Origin of the sequence: Kribbella pratensis (genome assembly GCF_004366075.1) — a bacterium.
Classification (GTDB): Bacteria; Actinomycetota; Actinomycetes; order Propionibacteriales; family Kribbellaceae; genus Kribbella; species Kribbella pratensis.
Window position 1 is genome coordinate 372,914 of record NZ_SODU01000001.1, and the last position, 18,469, is coordinate 391,382.

Genomic DNA, 18,469 nt, shown 5'->3' on the forward strand with positions numbered 1-18,469 from the left:
GCAGTATGTACCGTTTGGGTGGTGACAGTACTCCGCTCCCGCCCCGATCTGTGGACTCTCGATCCCGGCGTTCTGCACCTCAACCACGGTTCGTACGGCGCTGTGCCGCGCCGCACGCAGGACGTGATGGCCGGCCTCCGTGCCGAGATGGACGCCAACCCGATGGTCTGGTTCCGTACGGTCGCCGACCGGCTGACCGCGAGCCGCCTGGCGCTGGCGGCATACCTGGAGACCGACCCTGACGGGTTCGCGCTGGTCCCGAACGCGAGCGCCGGCGTGACCGTCGCGCTCCAGACCCTGCCGATCCCGGCCGGCAGCCGGATCGTGCTGACCGACCACGCGTACGGCGCGGTGCGGTTCGCGGCCGAGCGGTTCGCGAAGGCGCACGGCGCCGAGGTGGTGATCGTCGAGATCCCGATCGAGGCCGACGACGAGACCGTGGTCGCGCTGATCGCGGACCGCCTGGACGGCGCATCTGTCCTGATCGTGGACCAGATCACGTCCGGTACGGCGAAGGTCTTCCCGATCGATGCGCTGGTGGCGGCCTCCCATGAGCGCGGCGTACCGATCGTGGTCGACGGCGCGCACGCCCCGGCGCTGATCGACGCACCGGCCGCCGCGGGCGCCGACTTCTGGACCGGCAACTTCCACAAGTGGCCGGCCGCGCCGCGGGCAACGGCCGGGCTGGTCGTCGCCGAGCAGTGGCGTACGGCGTCGATGCCGCTGATCGTGTCGTGGTCGGAGTACGACGAGCGGATGCCGGAGCGCTTCGACATGCTCGGCACGTACGACTACGTGCCGTGGATCGCGGCCCCGGAGTCGTTGCGGGTCCTGGCGGACCTGGACTGGCCGACCCGTCGCCCGCAGCTGACCACGTTGGTCGAGGAGGGCGCGAAGGTCCTGGCGAAGGCGCTCGGGACCGGCGTGGCCGAGGTGGCGCACCCACCGGCGACGATGCGCCTGGTCGAGCTGCCGTCCTCGGTCGATCTCAGCGGCGGCGACGCGCTGAAGCTGCGGGTGTCCCGCGAACTGAAGGCCGAGATCACGCTCACCGGCTTCGACGACCGTGGGTTCATCCGGCTCTCGGCGCACGCGTACAACTCGATCGCGGACTACGAGAAACTGTCGGAGGGCCTTCCTAAGGTTCTGGCGTGAACGATATCCAAGGTTCGTACAACGCGGCTGCCACCGACTACCACGCGATTCTGCGCGACTATCACCGCGCGGATCCGTTCGAGAAAGGGGCCCTCGACTACTTCTGCCAGCTGGTCACCGACGGGCCGGTGGGGGATCTCGGGTGCGGCACCGGGCGGATCACGACGTACCTGGCCGGCCGCGGGATGGACGTGTTCGGGGTCGATCTGACGCCGGGGATGATCGAGGTGGCCCGGCGGGAGTACCCGGAGCTGCGGTTCGAGGTCGGGTCGCTGTACGACCTGGATCTGAAGGACGGTGAGCTGGCCGGGGCCCTCGCGTGGTATTCGCTCGTTCACACTCCACGCGAGGACCTGCCGGCGGTGTACGCGGAGCTGTTCCGCGTGCTGCGGCCCGGCGGCCACCTCGTGCACGGCTTCAAGGTCGGTGCCGGCAGCCGGCACCTGAGCACCGGCTACGGTCACGACATCGACCTCGAGGTCTACATGTACGACGTCGCGGACGTCGCCGGGCTGCTCGCGAGCGCCGGGTTCGCCGAGGTGGCGACCCTGACGCGCGCGGCGCTGCCCGGTGAGAAGGACGCGGGCCAGGCGGCCCTGATCGTCCGCAAACCGGCTACCCCTTGACCGCTCCGGACGTCATACCCGCCACGATCTGCCGGTTGAAGAACAGGAACATGATCAGCGGCGGGATCGTGATCAGCAGGATGTCCATGAACAGCAGGTTGTACTGGGTGCTGAACTGGCCGGAGAAGTTGTAGAGGGTCAGCTGGACGGTGGCGTTCTTGTCGCCGGGCAGGAAGTACAGCGGGTTCACGAAGTCGTTGAACACGTTGACCGACTGGACCACGACGACCGTGATGATGACGGATCTGAGCAGCGGGAAGATGACCCGGAAGAACAGCCGCAAGGGCCCGGCTCCGTCGATGATCGCCGCCTCGTCCAGCTCGCGGGGAATGGTCGCGACGAAGGCCCGGAACAACAGGATGCAGAACGACAGCCCGAACGCGATCTCGATCAGGATCAGCCCTGGCATGGTCTTGAACAGCCCGAGCTTCTGCAGCACCCAGATCGTCGGTACGACGGCCGGCGGGATGATCAGCCCGGACAGCACCAGGAAGTTGATGAAGCCGTTCCACTTGCTCTTCCGCCGCTGCAGCACGAACCCGGCCATGGCCGCCAGCACCACCATCCCGGCGACGCTGGCCACGGTCAGGATCGTGCTGTTGATGAACGCGATCACCAGCATGTAGTCGCGGGCCTTGACCACGTCGACGAAGTTCTGCACGAACTGGAACTGGTGCGGCCAGGAGAAGTCCAGGTCCGCGGACTGCTGCCGGTCCTTCACCGCGGTCAGCACGATGAACGCGAACGGGATGATGAAGACCACGATCGAGGACACGATCGCGACCGCGCTGAGCACGTAGCTCCGGCCCGGCCGGTGGTTGACGAGTTCTGCGGTGCTCACATGTCCACCTCTTTCCGGTTCAGGAACCACGACAGCGGCAGGATGATCGCGGTGACGACGACGAACAGGATCACGTTGCCGGCGGTCGACAGGCCGTAGAACCCGGCCTGGTACTGCTTGTAGATCACCGACGAGATCACGTCCGAGGTGAACCCGGGCCCGCCGCGCGTCATCGCCCAGATCAGCTCGAAGGACCGCAGGCCGCCGATCAGGGACAGGATGATCACGGTGACGGTGGCCGGCTTGCACAGCGGCAGGACGATCCGGCGGAACGACTCCCACGACCCGGCGCCGTCCACCCGGGCGGCCTCCATGTACTCCCGCGGGATCGACACGATGCCGGCGATGTAGATCAGGGTCGCCAGCCCGACGCCCTTCCAGACATCGACCGCGGCGATCGACATCAGCGCCCATTTCGGGTCGGTCAGCCACCCAGGGCCCTGGATGCCGAGCACACCCAGGGCGCCGTTGATGATGCCGCGCTCGGGGTTCATCAGCACCTGGAACAGCAGGCCGACGCCGACGGTGCTGACCAGCACCGGGAAGAACACCACCGACCGCAGATACCCGCGGCCGACGATCCGCGACGTCAGCAGGACGGCGAGCAACAGACCGAGCACGACCTTCGAACCCGACGTCACCACGGCGTAGATCAAGGTGTTGGTGAAGCCCTTGACCAGCGCCGGCTCCTGGAAGAAGGTGACGAAGTTGTCGAACCCGATGAACTTCGACTCGAACAGGCTCCACCGGGTCAGGCTGTAGTAGAACGACGCGAACGTCGGGACCAGGAACAGCACGGAGTAGAGCACCGCGGTCGGCAGGTAGAACCAGAACGAGTACGGCGTGTAGACCTTCCCCCCGCCCGCAGGCGCGGCCGGGGTCGAGTCAACGCGGTCCTGAGGACGGGCCGAGGTAACGGTCATAACCTCACCAACCCGCCAGCCCGAGTTGCTGGGCCTGCTTCTTGACGTCCTCGTCGTACCGGGCGGCGCCGTCCTTCGCCTTCCGGATGCCGGACCCGACCTCGACGGTGATCTGCTCCAGCGACGGGCCCTTGACCGGCGAGAGGAACTCCAGCGCAAGGCTGGACGCGCCCGGCTTGTCGAGGTACGGCTGCATGTCCTTGATGGCCCGCGGTACGTCGTTGCCGAGCGTGCAGCCCTTGACCGCGTACGGACCGGTCGGTGCGCCGGCCTTGGTCTGCGACGCGCAGCCGTCCGGACTGGCGACGAAGGCGAGGAACTTCTTGGCCGCGTCGAGCTTGTCGCCCTCGGTGGTCTTGGGGATGTACAGGCCGCCCGGCGTCCACAGCGTCAGGCCGTTCTTGCTCGCGTCGTCACCAGGGAGCGCGAACAGTCCGACGGTCTTGGCCGCGTCCGGGTAGGTGGCGATCATGTTGGCGACCACGCCGGACAGGATCGGGTAGTGCGCGCCCTTGCCAGTGGCAAGCATCTTGAGACCGTCCGGCAGCTTGGCCGAGGCGAAGTCCTTGTTCTCGTAGCCGGCGTCGTGGACGGCCTGGGTGTGCTCGAAGCCCTTCAGCGCGGCCGGTGACGTCGCGTACTTCGCCTGGTTCTTGGTGTACTTGTCGGCGAAGTCCGGCTCGGCCGCTGAGACGTTGTGGAAGTCGCCGAGGACGAACAGTTGCGACGTCCAGGTTTCGCCGTACGTCTGGATGACGGGGGCTACGCCACCGCCGCCGGCCTTGATCTTGGCGTTGTTCGCCATGAACTCGGCCCACGTCGTCGGCACCTTCAGGCCGAGCTTCTCGTAGACCGGGATGCTGTAGAGGACCGCGCCACCCATGAACCCGCCGACGGGTGCGCCGTACACCTGCCCGTCGGCGGTCACGGTCTTCTTGAAGTTGTCGTCCAGGTTGGCGACCCACGGCTCGTCGTTGACCGAGAGCAGGTTCTTCTGCGGCGCGATCGCGTTGAACAGCGACCCGGTGTTGTAGTTGAACACGTCGACCATGTCGCCGGTCGACAGCCGGGTCTTGATGATGTTGTCGCCCTCGGTGCCACCCGGCCGGGTCTCGACCTTCACGGTGATGTTCGAGTTCTTCGCGTGGAAGTCCTTGGCGAGTTGCTCGGCCTCCTTCACGTCCTGGTCCTGGTTCGTGGTCAGGTACGTGATCTCGACCGCGCCGCTGCCACCGGCGTCGTCGCTGGATCCGAGACTGCCCGCGCTGCACGCGGCAAGGGTTAGGGAACAGACAGCCAGCAGTGCGAGACCGCTGGCTCCTGGGCGGAACCTCATCATGACCTCCAAGGGATGTACATCGCGGCAGCGGGGCGGTCGGTGAGTTGGGTCAGTGGGTCAGTGGCTGAGCCGTGCGTCGAGCTCGGCCTGCAGGGCCTGGGCGTCGGGGTTCTTGCGGAAGCGGCCGAGCACGGGGATCAGATCCGCGGCCGGCTGGTCGAGGTAGCGCTCCAGGCGGGTGGTGAGGTCGGTGTCGGCGGTGACCACCTCGTCTTCGACGGCGGCCGCGACGATCGCGGTCCAGGCCGGTGCGTTGTCGATGAGCTGGCGGATCGTGGCGTCGGCAGGCACGCCCGGCGTCTCGGCGTACGGGTCGTCGGCGGTCCACTCGTGCGTTCCGTGACCGACCTCGACCGGCTCGTCCTGTCCAGGAACGGCGACCTTGGCCTTGGATCCGACCGGCACCGTCACGGAGAGGGTGACCTGACCGTTGTCACGCACCCACGCCGCGGAAGCCTCGCCGTACGGCGTGAGGTGTTTGGCGGATGCCTTCGTCAGGTGGTCGGTGAGGAGCGGGCGCACCTCGAAGGTTCGGTAACCGGGATCGACCGGGGCCAGCCCCGCCACCCGGCGGTGCATCCAGTCGGCGACGGCGCCGAGGGCGTAGTGGTTGAACGACGTCATCTCGCCGGGGTTGATGCTGCCGTCGGGCAGCATGCTGTCGTAGCGTTCCCAGACCGTCGTGGCTCCCATCGTCACTGCGTACAGCCAAGACGGGCACCCTGTCTGTAGCAAGAGGCGGTATGCCAGGTCAGGATGTCCGGAATCGGCCAGCGCGTCGGAGATCAGCGGCGTTCCGACGAATCCGGTACTGATCCGGAAACTCGACGTCCGGACGAGATCGGCGAGGCGCTCGCCGGCGCCGCGCCGCTGGGTGTCGGTCGGTAGCAGGGCCCACTGCAGGGCGAGGGCGTAAGTCGTTGCCGCATCGCTCAGTACCCGGCCACCGGCGGTGACATACTCGGCGGCGAACGCCTTCCGGACGCCGTCGGCCAGATTGGCGTACTGCCGGGCGACGTCGGGCTGGCCGACGATCTCGGCGGCCTGCGCGACGACCTCGGCCGAGCGGGCCAGGTGCGCAGTCGCGACCACGTCGGCGTCGGCCTTGGCCTTGAACGCGTTCTCCGGGGGAGCCGTCGGGTCGAGCCAGTCACCGAACTGGAAGCCTCCGGACCACAGCAGGTTGCTGCCGGCCAGATCGGCCATCTTGTCGACCCACGCGCGCATGCTCGGCAGTTGCCGGGCGAGCAGACCGGCGTCGCCCGTGCGCTGGTAGATGACCCAGGGCACGATCGTTGCCGCGTCACCCCAAGCCGCGGTCGCCGGGTGCTCGTCCTTCAGCACGTCCGGGATGACGTACGGCACGGAGCCGTCCTTCTGCTGCTCGGCCGCCAGATCGGCGAGCCAGTTGGTGAGGAATCCGGCGGTGTCGAACAGGAACGTCGCGGTCGGCGAGAAGACCTGGATGTCGCCGGTCCAGCCGAGGCGCTCGTCGCGCTGCGGGCAGTCGGTCGGTACGTCGACGAAGTTGCCGCGCATGCCCCAGACCACGTTCTCGTGGAACTTGTTGAGCAGCTCGTCGGACGATTCGAACCAGCCGGTACGGCGCAGGTCGGTGCCGACGACGACCGCCACGATGTCGTCCTTCGAGAGCGCGCTCACTCCCGATACTTCGGCGTACCGGAAGCCGTGGAAGGTGAGTGGCGAGTCGAGGGTCACCTCGTCGGGGCCGGCGAGGATGTAGGTGTCAGTGGCCTTCGCGGTGCGGAGCGGGCGGACGCCGAGCTCGCCGTTCTCCAGGACTTCCGCGTGGCGCAGGACGATCTCGTCGCCCTCGGCCTGGCCGCGGACAGTGAGGCGGACGCGGCCGACGAGGTTCTGGCCGAAGTCGACGAGGGTCTTACCGGAGGGGGACGTGGTGATCTCGACCGCGGGCAGGACGTCGGTGATCCGGACCGGCGGGCCGTCGGGAGCGACGAGCAGGTTCAGGTCGGCGTCGAGAACGTCCACCAGAGAGCGCTCTCCGGGTTCTCTGCGCAGGTCCGTGGTCTGGCCGTCGTACAGGTCGTCGGCGAGGACGTTGCTCTCCCGGGAGGTCCAGGTGCCGTCGCTCGCGAACGTGTGGATCTGACCGTCCTCGGTGGTGACCTCGAGTTGGGCGAGGACGGCGAGGCGTTCGCCGTACAACTGCTTCTGGTGCTGGAAGCCGATCCGGCCGCGGTACCAGGCGTTGCCGAGGAGGAACTCGAGCGTGTTCTCACCAGGTCGAACAAGCTCGGTGACGTCGTACGTCTGGTAGCGGAGCCGGAACTGGTACGACGTCCAGCCGGGCGCCAGCTCCTCGTTCCCGACCCGTTGCCCGTTGAGCTCGGGGATGTAGATGCCGTGCGAAGTCGCGTACAAGCGGGCCTTCACGACGCCGTCCGGGAGGTTCGCGGTGCCGGCGATCAGTGGAGCGGGGGAGCCGTGCGGGTTGTTCTTCGGGCTGACGAACCGGGCCGTCCAGTCGTCCGGCGTGAGCAGCCCGGTCTCGACTGTTGCGGGCTCGCTCCATTCGCTCCAGTCGTCGTTCCCCCGGACGCGGACCCGCACCTGAGCGGACTCACGCGAGGCGAGCGCCGCGCCCGGCCACGGCACCAGGACCTGGTCGGGGGACTGGACGGTGAAGACCTCGGTGGTTCCGGTGGTGATCTCGACCTCGTACGCCGTCTGCGTGTAGCCGGCGTCCGCGGCGGGGACCTGCCAGGAGATCCGCGGGCTCGCGGTGCCGAGACCCAGAACGGTGCCGGATTCTGGCGCCTGCTGATGCTCGAAGCGGAGGGCGGTGGGTGCGGCGAGTTGCGACATGTGACTCCAACCAGGGCGCTGATCAGGACGGTCTGTGAAACGATTCATTGGGTGCTCTGACAAAACGCTCGATCTTTGGCTGATGGACCGGCGAGGACGTTTCGCCTGTTCCCTGATCCTGCGACCGGCAGTCGCCGGCCACTAGCCCGATGTGCACTCGATCTAGCACGATCTGCACCTTGGCTCGTATCGTGAGGCATGGCCGACGAGCCGGTGAGGACCCGCGGGACCGTGCTGCACTTCGTCGAAGGGACGGTGGTGCACGCGGGTACACACCTGCACGAAAAGGCGCACCCGCTGCACACACACAGCTTCTTCGAGTTGCTGCTCGTCACGGCCGGTGAAGGCGTCCATCACAGCCTTGCCGGACGTCAGCGACTGCGGGCCGGCGACGCGATCCTGCTGCGTCCGGGGGTCTGGCACGAGTACGTCGATTGCGACGGGCTCGAGGTCTACAACTGCTGTTTCTCCGCCGACCTGATCCGGCGCGAGCTCGCCTGGGCGCGTGAGGATCCCTTGCTGGGCTACCTGTTGTGGACCGGTCCGTTCTCGGCCCAGCGCCGCGGCATGATCGCCACCCACCTCGATCCGGCGACCGTGAACGAGGCGGTCGGCCACCTCGACGGACTGCGCCGGCTACGGAACCAGCCGCCGAACCGGCACCGCGGCGAGATCATCGGCTGGCTGTCGTTGTATCTCAGTTGCGTCGCGCGAACCGTCGCGGAAACCGACCAACGCGGCGAGTACACCCATCCGGCCGTCGTCGACGCGATGCGGATGATGGAGGCCGACCCGGCCCGGCACTGGACACTGACCGATCTCGCGGGGGAGCTGCACCTCGCACCCGGGTACCTGGTCCGCCTCTTCAAGTCGGTGACCGGACTGCCGCCGATGGCGTACCTGTCGCGGCACCGCGTCGAGCTCGCGGCCGATCGCCTGCTGCACACGGACCTGCCGATCAACCGGATCGGGGAGTCCGTCGGCTGGCCCGACCAGAACTACTTCGCCCGCCGCTTCAAGTCCCACTACGGGCTACCCGCGTCGCTCTATCGGCAACGTTTCAATGCGATCCGGCACAGCTATCCGGCCGCGGACGAGAAGGTCTAGTCCGTCCAGGATCCGCTGCAGACCGAACTCGAGTCCCTGGTTCTCGCTGCCCGCCGACGTACGCATCGCGGCGGTCAGGTGCGGGAACCGATCGGCCTGGGTGGTGAGGATCTCGGCGAGCGACTGCTGCATGTCTTCCTCGCTCAGCCCGTTGGTGTGCCCGGGGAAGGTCGTGGATTGCTGGGCGATGTTCCGGACGTGACTGGTGAGGACCAGGATCGAGTCGAACTGCTCGCCGCCGGTCAGGCCCGTGCCGGCGAGTGCGGCGAGTCCGCGCTCCATCCAGGTGAGCTCGTTCGGTCCGAGGAGCCGGCGTCCGATCGTCGACTGCAGCAGCCACGGGTGCCGCGTGAATCCGTCGTACAGGTCGATCGCCCACGTCCGGAGCGCCTCGCGCCACGGTAGGTCGGGACGTTCCGGTGGGCTGCCCATCGCCAGGTCGCTCATCACCGCGACCAGCTCGCTCTTGCCGGGGACGTACCGGTAGAGCGCCATCTTCGTGACCGGGAGCTCACCCGCGACGCGTTGCATCGAGACGGCGTCGAGGCCTTCGGCGTCCGCGATCGCGATCGCGACCTCGGCGATGGCGGTCAGCGTGATCGCCGGCTTCGGGCCGCGCGTCCGGGCCGGTTCCTTGCCCCAGAGCAGTTCGGTCATCGCCTTCCTTTCTGCAATTCGCTTGAACTGTGTCTACCATACACATTACTGTGTCCGACAGACACAGTTACTCGATGGAGGCGATGATGAAGGTTCTGGTTTCGGGTGCGAGCGTGGCGGGCCCGTCGGTGGCGCTCTGGCTGGGCCGTGCGGGACACGACGTGACGGTGGTCGAGATCGCGCCCGCGCTGCGGCAGGGCGGGTACGCGGTGGACTTCCGTGGTGAGGTGTTCACGACCGTCCTGGAGCGCATGGGCGTGCTCGAGGACCTGCGGTCGCTACAGACCGGTGGGAACGCGATGCGGTTCGTCGACGAGTCGGGCCGCAAGCTGATGCGGCTGCCGGCCGAGTTCGCGGGCGGGGAGCTGGAGGTACTGCGGGCAGACCTGTCGCGGGTGTTGTACGAGCACAGCCGCGAGCAGGCGACGTACCGCTTCGGCGACTCGATAGCCAACCTGGCGGAGCACGCGGACGGCGTGGACGTGCGGTTCGAGAGCGGTATCGAGGAGACGTACGACCTGGTGATCGGCGCGGACGGGATGCATTCCGTCGTACGGCGGCTGGCGTGGCCGGCGGAACAGGTCGTCGAACGGCACCTCGACTACTACGTGGCCGGCTGGGAGGTGCCGAACACGCTGGGGATCTCCGGCGACACGCTGATGTACAACGTGCCCGGGAAGCTTGCGAGCGTCGGCGCGGACCGTCGCGATCCGGCGCTGGCGCAGACGCTGTTCGTGTTCAAGTCGCCGGAGCTGGAGTACAACCGGCGCGACCTGGACCAGCAGAAGGCCATCCTGCTGGAGCAGTTCAGCGGTCTCGGCTGGCACGTCCCGGAGCTGCTCGAAGCGTTGCCGGCGGCAACGGAGCTGTACTTCGACTCGATCAGCCGGGTGCGCGTGGACCGGTGGTCGACCGACCGGATCGTGCTGCTCGGCGACGCGGGGTACGGCGCGACGTTCGGTGCGCTCGGCACCGGTACGGCGGTGGTCGGCGCCTACGTCCTGGCGGGGGAGTTGGCCCAGGGAGACTTGCGGACCGCGTTCGACCGGTACGAGGAGCGGCTGCGGAAGGCTGTGTCGAAGACTCAGGACGGCAGCCGCTCGGGTCAGTTCATGGCGCCGGCGACCCGGTTCGGGATCGCGGCGCGGAACAAGATCCTCGACCGGCCGTTCTTTCTCAACCAGATGCTCAAGATGGCGCAGAACATGAGCGAGCTGGTCGAGTTGCCGACGTACTCAGCCCAGCAGGGGGAGTTTGTGCAGGAATGACTCCCACGAGTCGGGCAGCCAGCCCGGCACGCCGAGCACGGCCAGGTAGAGCCAGATCACGACGAGCACGCAGACGAACAGCGCGAGTGTCCCGAGCGCCTTCAGCCAGGCGGGTTGCTTGCCGGTCCAGGCAGTGAGCGCCTTCACCCAGTCCTTGACCCGGTACAGCAGCCGCTGGGCCCACTCGAACTCGCTCGCGAGCACGGCGAGACCCGCGATGAACAACGGGATCCCGCCCGGCCCCGGCAACCATCCGGTCAACGGCGCGGCAATGATCAGCAGTCCGCCGAGAACGCCCACACCGATCCGGTACAACAGCAACTTCCGCGGATTCTCGCGAATCCGTCTCCGCCATTCCCACCGGTCGTCCGCCGCATCGAGCGTGAAGTTGTGATCGGTGCGGTCGGGACTCCGTTTCTCGGCCACGCCCCCAGCCTACCGGGCGGTCAGGAGGTGGCCGGGTTGCCGAACTCCCAATGCCACGGCTCTTCCCGGTTACCGCCCTGGTCGGCCCAGGCCGGGTGCAGCCAGCCGTACGCCGACGCGTGCGACTTCATCCACTGGTATTGGGTGGTGTTGTACTTGTCGACGCCTCCGCAGAGGTCGACCGCCACACCCCAGCCGTGGTTGGACGTGCCCGGGAGCGCGGCCAGGGAAGGCTTGCGCTGATAGAGGCTGACCTGGGACGCGTACGAACGGTAGGAGTCGGTGATGCAGAGCGACTTGCCGAACTGCGCACGGTAGGCCGAGGCGAGCTTCAGGTAGGCCGCGGCGGCGTCGCACCTGAGCATGTGACCGGACCCGAGCGCGCACAGCTTGCCCGACGGAATCATGCCGTTGCTGTAGCCGCCCCACCCGGTGCTCGCGGACCCGGTCGCCAGGAACGGCATCGGGTTGACGGGGTCGCCGCCGAGCCGGACCTCGAAGTGCAGGTGCGGCCCGGTCGAGTTGCCTTCGGTGCCGACGGCACCGATCTGCTGCCCGGCCGTCACCTGCTGCCCGTCCGCGACGTCGACCCTGCTCAGGTGGGCGTAGAGCGTCTCCAGGCCGTTCCCGTGGTCGATCCGCACCAGGTTGCCGGCCCAGGCGGGGTGCTCGACGCGTACGACGCCAGACGTCACGGCGCGTACCGTCGTACCGATCGAGGCGGGGAAGTCCTGGCCGGTGTGGGATCCGGTCGACCACATGGATCCCGACTGACCGAACGGCGTACCGATCTCGTAGGTCCCGTCCGGCAGCGGCCAGGTCCAGGAGCCCGAACCGACGTCGTACGACGTGGCCGTGTTGCCGCACCGGAACGCGTACGCCTCGGACGTCGCCACCGGCGCGACCTGGGGCTTGGCCGGGGCGCCGAGCGTCGGACGGAGCGCGGCGTACAGGTTGTCGGGCACCGTCGTGACGACGACCGACCCCTTCGACTCGTCCGCGGCGATCATCTCGCCGTTGTCGAGCGCGACGCCGATGTGGACGAGGCCGAGGGACCTGCTGCCCATGACGAGCAGGTCGCCGGGCTGGATCTGCGCGTTCGGGACGGCCTGGTAGTTCGGGTAGACCTTGCCGACCAGGTTCGGCAGGGTCGTGTACGGCTGCCACGCGACGCGGGCCGCGCCGAGGCAGCCGTACTTGTCCGGGCCGGTCGCGGCAACGCCGTACGGCTTCCCGACCAAGCTGAAGGCCTGGTTGACCGCCCGGATCGTCTCGGCCGACATCACGCGCACGGTCCGTCCGGCGACGGACACCGATGCGACACCCGGGACTGCCGCACCGCGGCGGGTCAGCGGAGCCAGCCCGTTCGGCAGTTTGCTCGGATTCTTGAGTACGGCGGCGGCCGGGGGAGTGACCTTCGTGGCGGCGAGCTCAGTCAGATAGGTCCGCCAGCGAGCGAGCGCCTGCTGGTTGCGCGCCAGCTGGAGCTGCTTCGAGAGCGCGGAGGCGACATCGAGATCGGCCGTCTGGTCAGCCATCGCCGCCGATGCGCTGGCAGCCTTGTGCTGGACCTGATTGCTGAGCTCCTGAGCCTTGGCGGCGGCCTCGTTCGCGGCGGTGCGCTTCGCGGTCGCGTCGGCCTTGAGCCGGTTGGACTCGGCTTCAGCAGCCATGGCCTTGTTGTACTGCGACACGTGCGTGCTGCCGAGCTGCGTGATCGCGGTCTGCCGATCGGCGATCTCCTGCAGGTTCTCGGCGATCGGGGCGAGCGACCAGAGCATCGACTCGGTACCCATCACGGTCGGAATACCCAGCTGGTACGCCTGCGCGGTGATCACGCCGAGCCGGCGACGCTCCGCGTCGGACAGGCCCTTGGACGCCGTCGCACTGGCTTCCGCCTTCTTCGCGGCGGCCTCGGCGGCCTGCGCCTCCTTCAGCGCCTTCGTGTAGGCGATCGTCGCCTTGGCGAAGTCGGCCTGGACGGCGGCGGCCTCGGCCTGGAGCTGCTCCAGCGAGCGGTTGACATCGGTGACGGAGGCAGGCGGCGGCTCGGTCGTGGGCGGCGTCGGGTCGGCGTACGCCGCCGGGGCGGCGACCGCCGCCAGCAGTATGCCGAGTGCCGCGAGCCGCAGCCCCCGGCGTCTGCCCAGATCCATCCGTCCCCCATGCCTATCGCCTCACGCGCGAGCCCAGCGTAGGCGTCGTACGGTCCTGACGGAACCCTCGTGCACACACCGTGACCCTTCGGGCAACATGAGGCGGGCCACAGTTGCCGCCTCGGCGTCGGATCGGCTGGTGGCACCTATTAAAGTTCACTGCATGGCCTCGCACTTTGACGTTGTTGTCCTCGGCGCCGGTCCCGGCGGGTACGTCGCGGCGATCCGCGCCGCCCAGCTCGGGCTCAAGACCGCCATCATCGAGAAGAAGTACTGGGGCGGTGTCTGCCTGAACGTGGGCTGTATCCCGTCCAAGGCGCTGCTGCGGAACGCCGAGCTGTCGCACATCTTCCGGACGGAGGCGAAGACCTTCGGCATCAGCGGCGAGGTGACCTTCGACTTCCCGACCGCGGTGCAGCGCAGCCGGAAGGTCGCGGACGGCCGGGTCAAGGGCGTCCACTTCCTGATGAAGAAGAACAACATCACCGAGTTCGACGGCTGGGGCTCGTTCACCGACGCCAACACCCTCGACGTGACGCTGAACGACGGTTCGTCGGAGACGGTCACCTTCGGCTCCTGCATCGTGGCGACCGGCGCGACCACCAAGCTGCTGCCGGGCACCCAGCTCAGCGAGCGCGTGGTGACCTACGAGGAGCAGATCCTCACCGAGGAGCTGCCCGGCTCGATCGTGATCGCCGGCGCGGGTGCGATCGGTGTCGAGTTCGCGTACGTGCTGGCGAACTACGGCGTGAAGGTGACGATCGTCGAGTTCCTCGACCGGATGGTCCCGCTCGAGGACCCGGAGGTCTCCAAGGAGCTCGCGCGGGCGTACAAGAAGCTCGGCGTCGACGTGCTGACGTCCACGCGGGTCGACTCGATCGACGACTCCGGCGCCTCGGTCAAGGTCACCGTGACCGGCAAGGACGGCGTACAGCAGACGATCGAGGCCGACAAGGTCATGCAGGCGATCGGCTTCCAGCCGCGCGTCGACGGCTACGGCCTGGACAAGATCGGCGTACAGCTCACCGAGCGCGGTGCGATCGGCGTCGACGGCTTCTGCCGGACCAACGTGCCGAACATCTTCGCGATCGGCGACGTGACCGCGAAGCTGATGCTCGCGCACGCGGCCGAGGCGATGGGCGTGATCGCGGCCGAGACGATCGCGGGTCACGAGACGATGGAGCTCGACTACGCGATGATCCCGCGGGCGACGTTCTGCCAGCCGCAGATCGCCAGCTTCGGGTACACCGAGGAAGAGGCCCGCAAGCTCGGCCACGACGTGAAGGTCGCCAAGTTCCCGTTCACCGCGAACGGCAAGGCGCACGGCCTCGGCGACCCGACCGGTTTCGTCAAGGTGATCAGCGACAGCAAGTACGGCGAACTTCTCGGCGCGCACCTGATCGGCCCCGAGGTCACCGAGCTCCTGCCCGAGCTGACCCTGGCCCAGAAGTGGGACCTGACCACCAAGGAACTGGCCCGCAACGTCCACGCCCACCCCACCCTCAGCGAGGCTCTCCAAGAAGCCTTCCATGGCCTCGAAGGCCACATGATCAACTTCTAGCCGGAGTTGGGGAGGGGTTTGTGCCGTTCTGGGCGCAAAACCCTCCCCAAGTCATCAGGCGACGGCAGTGGCTTCGAGTTCGACCAGTTGGCCGGGGATTGCCAGGCGCGTGACGCCGAGCATTGTCGTGGTGGGTGCGACGCCCGCGGCTGCGAGGCGTGCGGCCAGTACGCCGTAGTGGGGGAACAGTAGGTCGACGTCTGTGGTGTAGACGTTGAGGCGGACGAGGTTCGTGAGGGACATTCCGGCCTCGGTGAGTACTGCCTCCAGGTTGTCGAGGCTCAGTGCCAGCTGTGCGGGCAGGTCTCCGTCGTGCTGGGGTTTGCCGTCGGCGTCCATCGCGGTCTGGCCGGAGCAGTACAGCGTCCGGGGGTGACCTTCAACCAGCTCGCCCTGGTTGAAGCCCAGCTCCAGCGACCACGGCACCGGGTTGACTGCGGTTCGTTCAATCGTCATGCCGGCGAGCTTTCCAACAAATCACGACATCCTTGGTCAGGTATTGTTTCGGGGTGCGCGCCGACCGGTTGGTCTCGCTGGTGTTGTTGCTGCGTCAACGCGGCCGGCTGACCGCAGACGTGCTCGCCCGCGAGCTGGAGGTGTCGACGCGCACGGTGCTGCGGGACATCGAGGCGCTGTCGGCGGCGGGCGTTCCGGTGTACGCCGAGCGTGGGCGGCACGGCGGATTCGCGTTGCTACCCGGGTTCCGCACCGAGCTCACCGGGCTGAATCACGACGAGGCGCTGGCGTTGCTGACTGCCGGCTCGGGACGAGGCGAGCAGGTCTTCGGTCTCAGCTCCGCGCTGGCCTCGGCGATGCGCAAGGTGGTCGACGCGCTCCCCGAAAGCCACCGGACCACCGCGAGCGAGGCAGCCCAGCGGATCCTCGTCGACCCGGAGACGGACCTGCTCTCGCGTCGGCTGATCACGAAAGAGGTGCCCGATGCGTGGATGCTCGAGGTCCGGCGCGCGGTGCTGGCCGGCCACAAACTGCGCATCCTGTACGCCGCCACAGGCCGGGAACCGCAGTGGCGCACGGTCGACCCGATCGGCCTGGTCACCGTCCGAGACCGCGGCTACCTGCTGGCCAGAAGATCCGGCGAGGACCGCACGTACCGGCTGTCGCGGATGCAAGCCGCCGAGGAGCTCCCCGAACCTGCGGAGCGTCCGAGCCGCGTCGACCTCGACCGCATCTGGCGCGATCGCTCCGCCCAGTTCCTCTCCGATGGCCACCTCACGGTCCTGGTACGGGTCAATCCAGCACGCCGCGAAGACCTGCTGAACGCCGCGGTGGCCGTCCGAGCCGAGGCCCCCGAACCTGACGCCGACGGCTGGCTCCACCTCGAACTGACCTTCCAAGACTCGTGGCACGCCGAATGGGCTCTCTGGCAACTAGGAGACAACGCGGAAGCCCTGAAGCCCCAGTCCCTCCGCACCGCCCTCCACAACCGAGCCACCACAATGGCCACTCGCTACGAGTCTCCGATCGACGCGGGGGTCAGCGTTCATGGATGTCGCCCAGAACGGGCTTGACGTCGACGACCGGTGTGCCGTCGAGGGCTTCCAGGTTGTTCACGTGCAGGCGGAGGCCGTCGACGGCCAGGACCGTGACTCGATGGAGGCCGAGGGGGTTGGGGCGGTCAGGGGAGCGGGTGCTGAAGACGCCGGTCGCCGGGCGGGACGTGTCGCCTCGCGGATGGACTGCCTGTACGGCGCGGTCGGCTCGGTCGAACCAGGTGATCAGGATGAGTTCGTCGCCCGCCGTGATGTCGGCGAGGGCAGCGCGGACCGACTCGTCGAAGACCACCCACGCGTCGGGGGCGCCTTCGTCGCCCTGACGGGGAGCGTCCGTGCGCTCCTGCAGGCTGGACTCGACCCGGGCGATCGGGTGCAGAACCAATGGGCCCGTCATCGCGGGAACCTGTAGACGGTCTGGAGGGGTTCGCCCGGTACGTGGACGTGGAGGGCGAAACCGGGTTCGGCGGTGGGGTCGACCAGCGATCCGGTCGGGCTCTCGGGTTCGAAGGGGAGCGGGACCGACGAGCGGATGCCGGGGGCGACTCGGAGGGGGATGCCGGCGAAGGTTGCTGCGATGGCGTTGTGGACGTGGCCCGCGAACAGCGCGGTGACTGGCTTGCCTTGGAGCACGGCGGCGAACGGCTCGCGGGTCCGGAGCATCCACTGGTCCATCGTCGGGTGATGCAGGTTGAACGGTGGCTGATGGAACGCGACGAACAACGGTCCGTCGAACGGTTCCCGCAGTACGCCGTCCAGCCAGGCCAACGACTCCTCCGGCAGCAGACCGTGGTTCTCGCCCGGCACCGTCGTGTCGAGCAGCACGAAACGGGCCTCGCCGACATCACGAACCTGGTGCACCGGATGCGCCTCACCCGGCGCGTCGACGAACGACGCGAGCCCGGCGCGGAACGGCGTACTCACATCGTGGTTGCCCGGCAGGACGAGCACCGGCGCGGACAGCTCGAGCTCCGCGGCGAGTTCGGCGTACTCGGACTCCAGCCCGTGATCGGCCAGATCGCCGGTGACCAGGACGACGTCGACCGGGCGGCGGAACTCTCGCAGGTACGACGTGATTCGCCGGAGCCTCGATCGCGCCTCCTCCGAGCCGTCGAGATGCGGGTCACTGAGGTGCGCGATCACGTACATGGCAGCACCCTAGCCGCAGGATCCGTTCACTCTGACGTGGCGCCGGTGGAATTCCGACGCCGGTCCTCTTTCACCCCAACGCAGTCAGCAATTGCCGGTAGCCCGGAGCGAGCTGCCTGAGGGTTTCGGCTGCTTGGCTGAATTCACCCACCACCAATGGGTACTGGAGGCGGCCGAGAAGAGTGGACTGGTCGCGGGCGATGACGGCGGCTTCGGCCTCGCCGATCGAAGCCAGCCAGGTGGCGGCGTCGTCGAGGCGGCGGGCACCGGAGCGGACGGCGAAGGTCGAGAGGTGCCGCTGGAGGTCGTCGTCGATGCCGGCGGCAAGCATTCCGGCGAGCCGGTGGACGGCGCCGGCCGAGTCTCCGTTCGCGAGCCAGCTGACTGCCGCGGGCAAGGAGGCTCGGACGGCGTCCTCGACCCGCACGTCGCGGACTCGGCGAAAATGCGTGCGCAGGACATGAGGAGCCGAGAAGTCGAGTTTCTCCGCCCGCCAAGCCTGCAGGAAGCTGTCGATCGGCAGCGTCGCGTAAGGGAAGCCGTCCGGGTCGTGCATCACGACGACATCGTCGGTCACCTCGAGTACGACGACCCAATGGTCGCCGCCGATCGCTGTACCGGCCGCCCAAGGCTGGTGCCTGAGCAGACCGATATCCACGGGACCGACAAGCGCGGGGCCAGACGCAGCCCGCAGTCGGTCGAGGGCCTCGTCCGGCGAACCACCCGCGGAGCGTTCGCAGGTCCAGCCCAGCAGGTCGACGGCGGCGTCGAGGCCCAGGTCCGGGTTCCATCCGGGCGGGTCGAAGTACGGGAGGCCCGACGGTTCGATCTGTGCACCGTAGGGCGAGCCGGTCAGTACCTCGATCGCGGACGGCGGCGCAGAATTGCCGCCGGTCACCATCG

Annotated in this window: 17 protein-coding genes; 6 read left to right on the forward strand and 11 right to left on the reverse strand. The window is 68.0% G+C overall.

Annotated elements, in window-relative coordinates:
• Positions 1–21: 21 nt before the first annotated feature.
• Positions 22–1,155 (forward strand): aminotransferase class V-fold PLP-dependent enzyme, encoded by a 1,134-nt coding sequence (locus tag EV137_RS01755; RefSeq protein ID WP_238175028.1) that lies wholly within the window; start codon positions 22–24, stop codon positions 1,153–1,155.
• Positions 1,152–1,781, forward strand: coding sequence for a class I SAM-dependent methyltransferase (locus EV137_RS01760; RefSeq protein WP_134126033.1), 630 nt, complete (start codon positions 1,152–1,154; stop codon positions 1,779–1,781). The genes EV137_RS01755 and EV137_RS01760 overlap by 4 nt, the downstream gene beginning before the upstream one ends.
• On the opposite strand, the gene EV137_RS01765 is transcribed toward EV137_RS01760, so the two are convergent.
• Genes EV137_RS01765 through EV137_RS01780 form a run of 4 tightly spaced genes read right to left on the reverse strand, consistent with a single transcriptional unit; the run spans position 1,771 to position 7,731 of the window.
• Complete coding sequence (locus tag EV137_RS01765) at positions 1,771–2,622, reverse strand: carbohydrate ABC transporter permease (RefSeq protein ID WP_134004610.1); 852 nt, start codon at positions 2,620–2,622, stop codon at positions 1,771–1,773. The two genes, EV137_RS01760 and EV137_RS01765, sit on opposite strands and share 11 nt — an antisense overlap.
• On the reverse strand, positions 2,619–3,545 hold the full coding sequence (locus tag EV137_RS01770) for a carbohydrate ABC transporter permease (protein ID WP_134004608.1): 927 nt from the start codon (positions 3,543–3,545) through the stop codon (positions 2,619–2,621). The genes EV137_RS01765 and EV137_RS01770 overlap by 4 nt, the downstream gene beginning before the upstream one ends.
• Before the next feature lie 4 nt (positions 3,546–3,549).
• A complete protein-coding gene (locus EV137_RS01775) occupies positions 3,550–4,881 on the reverse strand; it encodes an ABC transporter substrate-binding protein (RefSeq protein ID WP_134004606.1) in 1,332 nt (443 codons plus the stop codon).
• 60 nt (positions 4,882–4,941) lie between these two features.
• Positions 4,942–7,731 carry an alpha-L-rhamnosidase gene (locus EV137_RS01780; RefSeq protein ID WP_134126035.1) on the reverse strand — a complete coding sequence of 930 codons (2,790 nt, stop codon included), beginning with the start codon at positions 7,729–7,731 and terminating at the stop codon, positions 4,942–4,944.
• A gap of 198 nt (positions 7,732–7,929) precedes the next feature.
• Here EV137_RS01780 and EV137_RS01785 point away from each other — a divergent pair, with 198 nt between their 5' ends.
• Positions 7,930–8,838, forward strand: coding sequence for a helix-turn-helix transcriptional regulator (locus EV137_RS01785; protein WP_134126037.1), 909 nt, complete (start codon positions 7,930–7,932; stop codon positions 8,836–8,838).
• On the opposite strand, the gene EV137_RS01790 is transcribed toward EV137_RS01785, so the two are convergent.
• Positions 8,764–9,495: a TetR/AcrR family transcriptional regulator gene (locus EV137_RS01790; RefSeq protein WP_134004597.1), complete on the reverse strand. Its 732-nt coding sequence runs from the start codon at positions 9,493–9,495 to the stop codon at positions 8,764–8,766. The two genes, EV137_RS01785 and EV137_RS01790, sit on opposite strands and share 75 nt — an antisense overlap.
• 86 nt (positions 9,496–9,581) lie before the next feature.
• Here EV137_RS01790 and EV137_RS01795 point away from each other — a divergent pair, with 86 nt between their 5' ends.
• Positions 9,582–10,763 carry an FAD-dependent monooxygenase gene (locus tag EV137_RS01795; protein WP_134126039.1) on the forward strand — a complete coding sequence of 394 codons (1,182 nt, stop codon included), beginning with the start codon at positions 9,582–9,584 and terminating at the stop codon, positions 10,761–10,763.
• On the opposite strand, the gene EV137_RS01800 is transcribed toward EV137_RS01795, so the two are convergent.
• A complete protein-coding gene (locus tag EV137_RS01800) occupies positions 10,731–11,189 on the reverse strand; it encodes a PGPGW domain-containing protein (protein WP_134004594.1) in 459 nt (152 codons plus the stop codon). The genes EV137_RS01795 and EV137_RS01800 overlap by 33 nt on opposite strands.
• A gap of 20 nt (positions 11,190–11,209) precedes the next feature.
• A complete protein-coding gene (locus EV137_RS01805) occupies positions 11,210–13,345 on the reverse strand; it encodes a peptidoglycan DD-metalloendopeptidase family protein (protein ID WP_134126041.1) in 2,136 nt (711 codons plus the stop codon).
• A gap of 163 nt (positions 13,346–13,508) precedes the next feature.
• Here EV137_RS01805 and lpdA point away from each other — a divergent pair, with 163 nt between their 5' ends.
• The gene (gene lpdA, locus EV137_RS01810; protein ID WP_134004589.1) at positions 13,509–14,906 is read left to right on the forward strand and encodes a dihydrolipoyl dehydrogenase; all 1,398 of its coding nucleotides are present in this window, start codon (positions 13,509–13,511) and stop codon (positions 14,904–14,906) included.
• Between the two features lie 54 nt (positions 14,907–14,960).
• Here the strand turns inward: lpdA and EV137_RS01815 are convergent, their stop codons facing one another.
• Positions 14,961–15,356, reverse strand: a complete 396-nt coding sequence (locus EV137_RS01815) for a RidA family protein (protein ID WP_134129268.1) — start codon at positions 15,354–15,356, stop codon at positions 14,961–14,963.
• Positions 15,357–15,415: 59 nt separating this feature from the next.
• Between EV137_RS01815 and EV137_RS01820 the strand changes: the two genes are divergently transcribed.
• Complete coding sequence (locus EV137_RS01820) at positions 15,416–16,435, forward strand: helix-turn-helix transcriptional regulator (RefSeq protein ID WP_134126043.1); 1,020 nt, start codon at positions 15,416–15,418, stop codon at positions 16,433–16,435.
• On the opposite strand, the gene tsaA is transcribed toward EV137_RS01820, so the two are convergent.
• From tsaA to EV137_RS01835, 3 genes are all read right to left on the reverse strand, one after another.
• Entirely contained in the window at positions 16,401–16,814 is a 414-nt protein-coding gene (gene tsaA / locus EV137_RS01825; protein WP_134126045.1) for a tRNA (N6-threonylcarbamoyladenosine(37)-N6)-methyltransferase TrmO, read from the reverse strand. The genes EV137_RS01820 and tsaA overlap by 35 nt on opposite strands.
• Positions 16,811–17,566 carry a metallophosphoesterase gene (locus tag EV137_RS01830; protein ID WP_134004581.1) on the reverse strand — a complete coding sequence of 252 codons (756 nt, stop codon included), beginning with the start codon at positions 17,564–17,566 and terminating at the stop codon, positions 16,811–16,813. Before EV137_RS01830 ends, tsaA begins: the two co-directional genes overlap by 4 nt.
• 70 nt (positions 17,567–17,636) lie before the next feature.
• Positions 17,637–18,464, reverse strand: coding sequence for a YobF C-terminal domain-containing protein (locus EV137_RS01835; protein WP_202870788.1), 828 nt, complete (start codon positions 18,462–18,464; stop codon positions 17,637–17,639).
• Between the last annotated feature and the right edge of the window lie 5 nt (positions 18,465–18,469).

Coding starts and splice junctions, on each gene's coding strand:
- EV137_RS01780 (WP_134126035.1), bottom strand. CDS start 7,731: ATGTCGCAACTCGCCGCACCCACCGCCCTCCGCTTCGAGCATCAGCAG.
- EV137_RS01830 (WP_134004581.1), bottom strand. CDS start 17,566: ATGTACGTGATCGCGCACCTCAGTGACCCGCATCTCGACGGCTCGGAG.
- EV137_RS01805 (WP_134126041.1), bottom strand. CDS start 13,345: ATGGATCTGGGCAGACGCCGGGGGCTGCGGCTCGCGGCACTCGGCATA.
- EV137_RS01775 (WP_134004606.1), bottom strand. CDS start 4,881: ATGAGGTTCCGCCCAGGAGCCAGCGGTCTCGCACTGCTGGCTGTCTGT.
- tsaA (WP_134126045.1), bottom strand. CDS start 16,814: ATGACGGGCCCATTGGTTCTGCACCCGATCGCCCGGGTCGAGTCCAGC.
- EV137_RS01785 (WP_134126037.1), top strand. CDS start 7,930: ATGGCCGACGAGCCGGTGAGGACCCGCGGGACCGTGCTGCACTTCGTC.
- EV137_RS01795 (WP_134126039.1), top strand. CDS start 9,582: ATGAAGGTTCTGGTTTCGGGTGCGAGCGTGGCGGGCCCGTCGGTGGCG.
- EV137_RS01770 (WP_134004608.1), bottom strand. CDS start 3,545: ATGACCGTTACCTCGGCCCGTCCTCAGGACCGCGTTGACTCGACCCCG.
- EV137_RS01790 (WP_134004597.1), bottom strand. CDS start 9,495: ATGACCGAACTGCTCTGGGGCAAGGAACCGGCCCGGACGCGCGGCCCG.
- lpdA (WP_134004589.1), top strand. CDS start 13,509: ATGGCCTCGCACTTTGACGTTGTTGTCCTCGGCGCCGGTCCCGGCGGG.